We start from the raw sequence: 9,270 nt of genomic DNA, 5'->3' as shown, positions 1-9,270 counted from the left end.
CGCTGACCAGCGCCTTCAGCTCGGCCGGCGACAGCGCGTCAGGATCGGCGGGCGGGACCATGCGCCCGAGCGAATCAGACCAGCCGCCACCTGGGAAGGGCAAACTGCACCCTCGCCACAGGTTTTGCCCCTCTTACCGAAGTACGGCATAAGCTGCTCAAGAGATACGCCTGACCGGGGCTCCGCGTCGTCCGTGCCATGCACCACGACCGGACCTGAGTAGAAGCAATCGCCCGATGCTAACGGCCGGGTCTTTCAACACCAGCAACAACATCTGTCATTCGGCCGTATGAGCTGAGTGTTCGGACAGAGTCGGCTGCAATCATTCCGGGACCAATAAGCAAATATCTCTCGCCCCACCTGAAGAGCTTCCGGTGGGATCCGGGGCCGAGCCTCGGTCCCGGCGGAGGGGCAGGAGACGAGACAGCGCCCCACCCCTGCCGGCGCCTCCCTGCCCCGCCAACCCCACCACCTCATGCCGCGGCGCATGCCATCCCTTTGCCACCGCGCAGCGCTCGGCATCCTCCAGCATCAGCCGCGCCGCCACCAGCGCCTCGGCTGCTGCGGTGATGGCCTGCCCATACCCTGCCGCATCGTCGGAGCTTGCTTCCACCGAGACCGGCGGGTCGCCGGTTGCCGCTCATTCCGCTTCGGTGTCAAGGAAGGCGATGGTGCTGCCGGTATCTCCGTGCAGCCCTTGCCTGTCTTCCCGATGCGGCGTGCCGGGTCCTGGCGGACTTCAGACCAGCGCGTGCAACCGTGCCGCCAGGCTGTCCTGCTCCGCCGCCACCGCCGCCGCATGACGCAATGCCAGCAGGCGGGAGGCGCGGCGGAGGTCGTGGCGGAAGGCTGGGCTGCCGGCATACTCATGCATCAATCCGACCAGCGCCGGCACGTCGGGGGCGCAGTGGCCGGGGTGTTCGGCCGGCAGCCCGGCGAAGGCGGCGCTGGTGCCGAGCACGGGGCGGCCATGCGCCAGCGCCTCCACCGTCTTGATCTTGAGGCCGGTGCCGCCGGTCATCGGGTTCAGCACGCAATCGACGGCGGCGTAGAACTGCGCCGGGTCTGGCACATCGGCCATGCGCGCCGGTCGGCTGGCCAGCACCAGATCCTGTCGCCCGAGGATGCGGCCGGCGATCAGCCAGGGCAGCGGCGCCTCCCGCAGCGCGGCATCCAGCGCCAGCACGGAGGCGGCGTTCCACGGGTTGGCGCTGCCGAGGTAGCCGAAGGGGTGACGCGGCGGTGCCGCGGCGTCCCGCATCAGGAATTCCAGCGGCGGCATGTGGCCGAGGGTCAGCACCGGCTTCACCGTGCGGGTGCGCAGCACCGCCGCCTCCTCCGCCTGGATCGCCAGCACGAGGTCGGCGCGGTCGAGGCCCCTGGCCTCCTCCGCCACGGTGGTGAAGAACCAGGAAGGGTCGACGCCGAGGGCGTGGGCCGCCAGGTGGCGGTCGCCGAACAGGTCGTGGGTGTCGAGGAGGCGGAGGGCATCCGGTACCGCCTCCAGCACCGCCGACATCCAGACGTAATTCACCAGCACGGCGTCGTAGCGCCAGCCGCGTTGCAGGGCGGCGACCTGCCCGACCAGCGCCGGGGCGCACCAATCGTCGATCCCCCAGCAGCCGGGATGGCGCATGCGGCCGACCGGCACCGGCGGGACGATGTGCAGCGCGTGCCAGAAGCCTGCCATGGCGGCCTGCTGCGGTGGGATGAGGCCCTCAGTGGCGTAGTAGAGGAAATCGCAGATCACCCCGCGCGCCATCAGCGCCGCGCCCAGCGCCTGGATGCGCGCCGCATTGCCCTGGTCGGCCGGATGCGAGGGGATGGGCGAGACCACCAGCAGCCGCGGCGGGCGCCGGCTTTCCGGGCGCGGCGTTCCGGCGCTCACCATGCCACCTCGACGCCGAGCAGGCCGAGGCCGGGCGGCGCGGCGCCTTGCGGCAGGGCGAGGCCGAGGACCTGCGCCGCCGTACCCTCCAGGGTGACGGCGGCGCCCAGCCGGGCGGTGCCATCAGGGTCGGGCAGCAGGCTCGCCGTCTGCCGCAACCCGCCAAGGAAGAGCACCGGAGCGACGCTGCCGACGCCGCGCAGCCGCAGGGTGATGCGCACCGGGCCGGGCGGCAGGCCGCCGAGCAGCAGCCGGCGCCGGGCCACCCCGGCCAGGGGCAGCGCCCCATCCTCCAGCCCCGGCGGTCCGTCCTGCAGCAGCGCCGCGGCCGGGATCACCAGGGGCGGTGGCAGCGCGGCCGGTGCCTCCAGCAGCGCGGTAAGGCTGGCAAGGCGGGCCGAAACCACGCGTTTGCCGAGCTGCCACCGCCCGCCCGTTGCCACCAGCGCCTGGGCGGCGGCATGCAGCGCCTCCAGCACCGGGGCCAGGCGGTCGATTGGCAGCATCAGGTCGAAGCGCTCCACCGCGGCGGTGCTGCCGGCGAGCAGCATGATCCGGCCGCGCTCCGGCCCGGGCCAGGACCCCGGCGGGCCGCTGCGCAGCAGCGCCCAGGCGCCATCCTGCCATAGCGGCGCGAGAGCGGCGGGCGGCGGGCCGGGCAGCCAGACCAGCCGGTCGCGGCCCTCCCCCGGTTCCTCGCCCCAGGCGGCGGGGGCGCCGGCCAGCAGCGCCGCATCGGCCGCCCGGTCGAAGCCGAAGGGCGGCAGGCCCCGCAGCGGGTCGCGCAACCCGACGAGCAGCGCCCGTTCCGCCGCCGGCAGCGCCGCCGCATCGGCGACACCGCAGCGCGCCACATGCAGCCGGGGGAAGATCCCGGCCGCTGGCAGGCCGAGATCGAGCACCACGGGCGCCGGGGCCAGCCGCCTCAGCAATGCGGCAAGGATGGCGGTGGCGCTCATCCGCCGGCGAACTCCAGCAGCAGCCCAGGCTGTGGCGCCGCCTGTAGCTGTACCCGCCGCAGCCGCGCTTGCGGCGGCAGCAATGCCGCCAGCAGCCCGGGCATCTCCAGGCTGAGCTCGGCCAGCGCCTCCAGTTCCGGTACCGCCAACAGCAGCCGGCAAGGCCCTGGGCGGCTGGCGAGGGCGGCGGCGATCGCCGCCCGGTCCGGCACCGGCCAGGCCGCCAGCACCAGCGGCGGGCCCTGGTCGGCGGCGGGCGGCTGGGCGCGCGGCGGACGGTCGCGGCTCGCCTCGATCACCTCGGCATAGGCCCGGGCGACCACGGGCAGCGCCATCTCCGACCGGGCAAAGCGCTGCCCGGCCGCGCCGATCGCCCGCGCCCGCTCCGGCGCCGCCGCCAGCGCCCGCAACGCCTCGGCCAGCAGCGGCACCGTAGCGGCGGGCGGGATGTGCAGCACCGCATCGCGCGGCAGCTCGGCATAGGCGCCGGTGTCGGAGACGATGCAGCAGGCGCCGGCGGCCAGCCCGCGCGCGACCGGGCCGGAGCTTTCGCCGGACGAAGGGAAGCGCAGGTTCACCAGCACATCGGCGGCGGCGAGGTGGTCATCCAGCGCCGCCGCATCGAGGTAGCCAGTGACCCGGGCACGGTCGAGCAGCGCCGGATGCTCGGCCAGCCGGGCGGTGATCGGGAATTCCGCCGGGCGCTCCGCCCCGGCATGGATCCAGCGCAGCGAAGCGCCGCGCCGCAGCGCCAGGGCGAGCGCCGCGATCAGCCAGTCGAAGCGCTTCGGCACGGTGCCGAAGCCGGCGGTGACCACCAGGAACTCGGCCTCGCCGATGCCGAGCCGGGCGCGCGCCGCGCCGCGTTCCGGCATCTCCCGCGCCGGCAGCAGATGCGGGATGACGGCGACATGCGCCGTCGCCGCCGCGCCATGCGCCAGGCGCAGCCGGTCGCGGGCGAAGCGGGAATGCACCACCACGGCGCGCGACGCCGCCAGCACATCGCCGGCCAGGTCGAACAGCAGATGGTTGGCGCGGCTCTCCACCCCGTGGTCGCGCAGCTGGCGGCCGAAGCGCTCGGCGAGGCCCGGCAGCGCCGAGACCATGCCGGCGAGGATCGCCTCCCGCCCCTCCCCGGCCACCTCATGCAGGTGCAGCAGCCCGGGGTCATGCAGGGTGACGACGCCGGGCAGCATGCGCAGCGCCCGCAACACGAAGCCATGCCCGGCATTGTTGCCGAGCTGATGCAGCACCCGGCCCTCGGCGCCGAAGCCGCGATGCGCCAGCGCCGGATCGACCACCGCCACGCCGGGCGGCGCCTGGGCCAGCCAATCCGCGCAGGCGGCGGTGCGGTCGTAATGCGCGGCGAGCCCGCCCAGCAGCGCATGCGCATAATCGGCGATGCCATTGCGCTCGGGCGGCAGCGGGGAAAAGACGGTAAGGCGCGGCGGGCTGGCCATCGGGTCTCGTGTCGCGGCTCCGCCCTCCTCGCCCCGGGGGCTGCGGGAGCCGCGCTTGCGGCCACGCGGAAGCGCATGGTAGCGGCTGTTTGGCATGCACGGGACTTTGCCCGCAACCCTTCCGCTGCTCGTCCTCGGCTGCGGCCCGCGCGGGCTCGCGCTGCGCTGCCTTCGCCGGCTGGAGCCGCCGGGGCCGCTGCGCCTGCTCTGCGCCGGCATCGAGGTCGGCAGCCTGGCGCTGCCGCCGGTGCTGCTGCCGGACACGCTGCTGGAAGTGCCGCTGCACCGCCTGCCGCTGGTGCCGCTGCCGGCTGAGATCCGCATCGCCTGCGATATCGACACCGCGGATCTCGCCCTGCCCTGGATCCTCGAAAGCGCGGCGGCGGCGCAGAGCATCCTCGGCCCGCCGCGGATCGAGGTCGCCGATCTCCGGCTCGACCATGGGGTGCTGCGCGGCACCGGCGTCGAGGCGGCGAACGGGCTGCTGCAGCCGGTGCTCTACGCAAGGGTCAATGGCGCCCTTGCCCGCGCCGTGGCGGTGGAGCCGCCGGTCGCCCGGCCGGAAGGCGGCTGCGCTTTCCGCTTCGGCCTGCCGCTGCTGCCGCAGGATCTGACCGAGGCGGGCCTCACCATCGGCCTCTATCTGGTCGGCCAGGAGGCGCCGCTGGCGAATTTTGCCTGGGGACGGACCGGGCCTGGCGCGGTGGAGGCGCAGATCGCTCGGCTGGAGGCGCGGCTGGCGCGGCTGGAGCAGGACAATGCCGCCGCCGCGGCGGCGCTGGAGACGGCAAGCCGGCGCCGGCTCGATCTGCAGCAGGAACGGATCGACAGCTTCATCGATGCCGCCGCCACCCTGCTGCTCGACCGCCTGGCCGGGCCGGAGGAGGCCGGGGATCGCCAGGCCGCGCTGCGCGCGCTGATCGGCACGCTGGCGCCGGGTGGCGACGGCCCCACTACAGTCGCCGGCACGCCGGAGGCTGGCAGCCGGCAGGAGATCGACGCCCATGCCGCGCAGTTCGGTCCCGGCTGGCACGCCGCGGAGGACAGCCCGGAGGGCTCCTTCCGCTGGATGACCGAGGCCGGGCTGGTGATGAACCCGGCGCCGGAGCGGCCGGTCACCGCCGTGCTGATCGACATCGCCCATCTCTACGCCACCCCTGAGCCGCGGCTCGAGGTGCAGTTCGACGTGGTGCCGGGGCAGGTCACGCCGATGCCCGCCGGGCCGCATGGCTTCGTCCTGCGCATCGTGCCGGAGGGCGGGCCGCTCGCCTGCGAGGCGCTGCGGCTGGCCAGCCGGACCAGCGGCAGCCCGGCGCGCGACGGGGCCAGCGCCGATGCCAGGGTGCTCTCCGTCGCGGTGTCACGCGTGGTGTTCCTCTACGCGGAATGACCGCCGGACGCGGCCCTGGCCGCGTTGACCCGCCGAGGGTTTCGCCCGACGCTGCGCCGGATTCGATTCCGCGGAGGAAGCCATGCCGCCCGAAGGCGAGGCGCTGAATGCCGGTCGCAACGACCAATTGAGCCAGCCGATCGGCGGCGTCTCGCCCGCCACGCCGCAGGGCGTCCGCGCCGAGCCCCGCCCGGTGGCGGCGGTGCCGCCATGGCTGCAGCGCTTCCTCAGCCTGGAGGATTTCGAGCATGCGGCGCGGCGCCACCTGCCGCGCATGCTCTATGGCTTCGTCTCCGGCGCGGTGGAGACCGATGCCTCGCTGCGCAACAACCGCGATGCCTTCCAGGACTGGGCCTTCGTGCCGCGGGTGCTGCAGGATGTCTCGGCGCGGCAGACCGAGACCACGCTGCTCGGCCGGCGCCATGCCGCGCCCTTCGGCATCGCGCCGATGGGGGCCTCGGCGCTTTCGGCCTATCGCGGCGATCTCGTCTTCGCCCGCACCGCCGCGGCGGCGGGGATTCCGATGATCCTCAGCGCCTCCTCGCTGATCCGGCTGGAGGAGGTGCGGGCGGAGGGGCCGAGCGCCTGGTACCAGGCCTATCTGCCCGGCGAGCCGGCGCGGATCGAGGCGCTGGTGGACCGCGTCGCCGCCGCCGGCTTCGAGACCTTCGTGCTGACGGTGGACGTGCCGGTTTCCTCCAACCGCGAGAACAACGTCCGCAACGGCTATTCCCTGCCGCTGCGGCCGAACCCGCGGCTGTTCTGGGAAGGCGTCAGCCATCCACGCTGGCTGTTCGGCACCGCGCTGCGCACGCTGTGGCACCACGGCATGCCGCATTTCGAGAACATGGACGCGGATCGCGGCCCGCCGGTGCTCTCGCCCAACCTGATCCGCGCGGTCGGCCGGCGCGACGGGCTGGCCTGGGAGCATCTGGCGCTGATCCGTGGGCGCTGGCAGGGCCAGCTCATCGTCAAGGGCGTGCTCTCGGCGGAGGATGCACGGCTGGCGCGGGAGTACGGCGCCGATGGCGTCATCGTCTCCAACCACGGCGGGCGGCAACTGGATGGCGCCATCGCCCCGCTGCACGTGCTGCCGGAGATCGCCGCGGTGGCGGGCGACATGACGGTGATGCTGGATGGCGGCATCCGGCGCGGCACGGATGTGCTGAAGGCCCTGGCGCTCGGCGCGCAGTTCGTCTTCCTCGGCCGGCCCTTCCTCTATGCCGCGGCGGTCGGCGGCGAGGCCGGGCTGCGGCACGCCATCACCCTGCTGTGGGAGGAGATCCACCGCGACATGGCGATGCTCGGCATCACCGATCTGCGGCAGCTTGGCCCCGATCTGCTGCGCCGCGTGCGGGGCGGCTGAGCGATGGAGCTTTCGGGCATCGCCGCGCTGGTCACCGGCGGCGGCAGCGGCCTCGGCGCCGCGACGGCGGAAGTGCTGGCCTCGGTGGGGGCGAAGGTCTGCGTCTTCGACCTGAATGCGGAGGCGGCGGATGCGGTCGCCGCGCGCATCGGCGGCGTCGCCGCGGCGGGCGATGTGGCGGATGCGGTGGCGGTGGCGGCGGCGCTGGATGCGGCCTGCGGCCTCGGGCCGCTGCGCCTCGCCGTTTCCTGCGCCGGCATCGCGCCGCCGGCGCGCGTCGTCGGGCGCAACGGGCCGCATGACTTGGCGCTGTTCGAGCGGGTGCTGCGGGTCAACCTCACCGGCACCTTCAACGTGCTGCGGCTGGCGGCGGAGCGGATGCAGGCGACCAAGCCCACCGCGCCGGATGGCGAGCGCGGGCTGGTGGTGAACACCGCCTCCATCGCCGCCTATGAGGGCCAGCTCGGGCAATGCGCCTATGCGTCCAGCAAGGCCGGGGTGGTCGGGCTGACCCTGCCGGCGGCGCGGGAGCTGGCGCGGAGCGGCATCCGGGTGGTCACCATCGCGCCCGGGCTGATGGAAACGCCGATGCTGGCCGGGCTGCCGCCAGCGGCGCATGACGCGCTGACCCGACTGCCGCTGTTCCCGCAGCGGCTGGGCGCGGCGGCGGATTACGCCCGGCTGGTGCTGGCGATCGCCGCCAACCCGATGCTGAACGGCGAGACCATCCGGCTGGACGGCGCGCTGCGCCTGCCGCCGCAATAGAGCATCTCGCGTTCACATGAACCCACACAAAATGTTCTGTTGCTTCGCTGGCAGAGCGGAGTCACGCCTCCGGGCGATGCCGCCCTGCGGCGAGCCGCTCTAGCGGATGCGCGCTGCGGGCGGGCTGGCGGCGGCGCTGTTCGCCACCACGGCGGCCCAGGCGCTGGCAACGTTGACAGTCTTCGTGCTGCCGGTGCTGGCGCCGCTGGCGGCGCGGGACCTGGGCGCGGCGCCGCACTGGGTCGGCTGGCAGGTGGCCTGCATCTATCTCGCGGCGAGCGCGACCTCCTTCCTCTCGGCCGGTGCCCTGCGGCGCTTGGGGCCGGCGCGCTGCACCCAGATCGCGCTGGCGGCGGCGGCGGCGGCCTGCGGGATGATGGTGGGGCTGGGACTGGCGGGGGCGGTGCTGGGGTCCTTCCTGATCGGCCTCGGCTACGGGCTGACCAATCCGGCGGCGTCGCAGGTGCTGGCGCGGCTGGCGCCGACGGCACGGCGCAACATGGTGTTCGCGGTGAAGCAGACCGGGGTGCCGATCGGCGGGGCGCTGGCCGGGCTGGTGCTGCCCTCGCTGGCGCTCGGCCTCGGCTGGCGCGGGGCGGTGATCGGGGTGGGGGTGGTGCTGGGGGTGGCGGCGCTGGGCTTCGGGGTGTTCCGCCCGGCCTGGGATGCGGGGCGGGAGCCGGGATTTCCGCTGCGGGCGGGCTCGGGTGGCGGGCTGGCGGCGCTGCGGTCGCAGCCGGGGCTGGGCGGGCTGGCGGTGACCTCGGCGCTGTATTCGTCCTTCCAGCTGGCGCTCGGCGCCTACACGGTAACGATGCTGGTGGAGGAGTTCGGCTGGGGCGCGGTGGCGGCCGGGCTGGTGGCGGCGCTGACCCAGGCGATCGGCGCGGCGGCACGGCTGTTCTGGGGGATGGTGGCCGATGCCTGGCGGGACGGGATGCGAACGCTGGCGCTGATCGGCGTGGTCAGCGTGGCGGGGGGCGTGGCCTTGCCCTGGGCGCTGGGCTGGCCGGAGGCGGCGGTGATCGGGCTGTTCTGCCTGCTCGGCGCCAGCGCGGCCGGCTGGAACGGGGTGCTGATGGCGGAGAGCGCGCGGCTGGCGGCGCCGGGCAAGGTGGGCGACGCGGCGGGCGGGGTGCTGGCGGTGGCCTTTGCGGGGGTGGTGGTGGGGCCGTCGCTGTTCGGGGCGGTGGTGGCGGCGGTGGGGTCCTATGCGCTGGCCTTCGGGCTGCTGGCGGGGTTGCCCGCGGTGGGGGTGGTGGTGGTTTGGCGGATGGTGGGGCGGTAGCGAGGGGCGTTTTGCTCCCCTCGTGTTGGGACTGTCGGGATTTTCGTGTGTTGCCGGTCATGAGGGAAAGAGAGGATCTCCCCCATGGCTCGAAGGAAAGCGCCGCACATAGCCGATGAGTTGCTGGATCAATTGCTCTCCGGCACGGATGCCG

General features: G+C 74.1%; 7 protein-coding genes. 4 read left to right on the top strand and 3 right to left on the bottom strand.

Annotation, left to right across the window (positions count from 1 at the left end):
• Nucleotides 1-739: 739 nt before the first annotated feature.
• Genes H7965_RS31835 through H7965_RS27085 form a run of 3 tightly spaced genes read right to left on the bottom strand, consistent with a single transcriptional unit; the run spans nt 740 to nt 4,403 of the window.
• The gene (locus tag H7965_RS31835; RefSeq protein ID WP_186773662.1) at nt 740-1,888 is read right to left on the bottom strand and encodes a glycosyltransferase; all 1,149 of its coding nucleotides are present in this window, start codon (nt 1,886-1,888) and stop codon (nt 740-742) included.
• Nucleotides 1,885-2,847 carry a hypothetical protein gene (locus H7965_RS27090; protein ID WP_186773661.1) on the bottom strand — a complete coding sequence of 321 codons (963 nt, stop codon included), beginning with the start codon at nt 2,845-2,847 and terminating at the stop codon, nt 1,885-1,887. Before H7965_RS27090 ends, H7965_RS31835 begins: the two co-directional genes overlap by 4 nt.
• Nucleotides 2,844-4,403 (bottom strand): glycosyltransferase, encoded by a 1,560-nt coding sequence (locus H7965_RS27085; RefSeq protein WP_186773660.1) that lies wholly within the window; start codon nt 4,401-4,403, stop codon nt 2,844-2,846. Before H7965_RS27085 ends, H7965_RS27090 begins: the two co-directional genes overlap by 4 nt.
• Between H7965_RS27085 and H7965_RS27080 the strand changes: the two genes are divergently transcribed.
• The 4 genes from H7965_RS27080 to H7965_RS27065 all read left to right on the top strand — a co-directional run bounded on the left by H7965_RS27080 (nt 4,402) and on the right by H7965_RS27065 (nt 9,116).
• Entirely contained in the window at nt 4,402-5,697 is a 1,296-nt protein-coding gene (locus H7965_RS27080; RefSeq protein ID WP_186773659.1) for a hypothetical protein, read from the top strand. The two genes, H7965_RS27085 and H7965_RS27080, sit on opposite strands and share 2 nt — an antisense overlap.
• Before the next feature lie 82 nt (nt 5,698-5,779).
• Nucleotides 5,780-7,063: an alpha-hydroxy acid oxidase gene (locus H7965_RS27075; RefSeq protein ID WP_186773658.1), complete on the top strand. Its 1,284-nt coding sequence runs from the start codon at nt 5,780-5,782 to the stop codon at nt 7,061-7,063.
• A 3-nt stretch (nt 7,064-7,066) separates the two neighbouring features.
• Nucleotides 7,067-7,828 (top strand): SDR family NAD(P)-dependent oxidoreductase, encoded by a 762-nt coding sequence (locus H7965_RS27070; protein WP_186773657.1) that lies wholly within the window; start codon nt 7,067-7,069, stop codon nt 7,826-7,828.
• Between the two features lie 106 nt (nt 7,829-7,934).
• Nucleotides 7,935-9,116, top strand: coding sequence for an MFS transporter (locus H7965_RS27065; protein WP_186773656.1), 1,182 nt, complete (start codon nt 7,935-7,937; stop codon nt 9,114-9,116).
• Nucleotides 9,117-9,270: the final 154 nt, after the last annotated feature.

Source organism: Siccirubricoccus deserti, assembly GCF_014283215.1.
Lineage (GTDB): Bacteria > Pseudomonadota > Alphaproteobacteria > Acetobacterales > Acetobacteraceae > Siccirubricoccus > Siccirubricoccus deserti.
The sequence above is the reverse complement of the archived record's forward strand: the minus strand, read 5'-3'. Positions and strand labels throughout refer to the sequence as shown.

Coding starts and splice junctions, on each gene's coding strand:
- H7965_RS27090 (WP_186773661.1), bottom strand. CDS start 2,847: ATGAGCGCCACCGCCATCCTTGCCGCATTGCTGAGGCGGCTGGCCCCG.
- H7965_RS27080 (WP_186773659.1), top strand. CDS start 4,402: ATGCACGGGACTTTGCCCGCAACCCTTCCGCTGCTCGTCCTCGGCTGC.
- H7965_RS27085 (WP_186773660.1), bottom strand. CDS start 4,403: ATGCCAAACAGCCGCTACCATGCGCTTCCGCGTGGCCGCAAGCGCGGC.
- H7965_RS27075 (WP_186773658.1), top strand. CDS start 5,780: ATGCCGCCCGAAGGCGAGGCGCTGAATGCCGGTCGCAACGACCAATTG.
- H7965_RS27070 (WP_186773657.1), top strand. CDS start 7,067: ATGGAGCTTTCGGGCATCGCCGCGCTGGTCACCGGCGGCGGCAGCGGC.
- H7965_RS27065 (WP_186773656.1), top strand. CDS start 7,935: ATGCGCGCTGCGGGCGGGCTGGCGGCGGCGCTGTTCGCCACCACGGCG.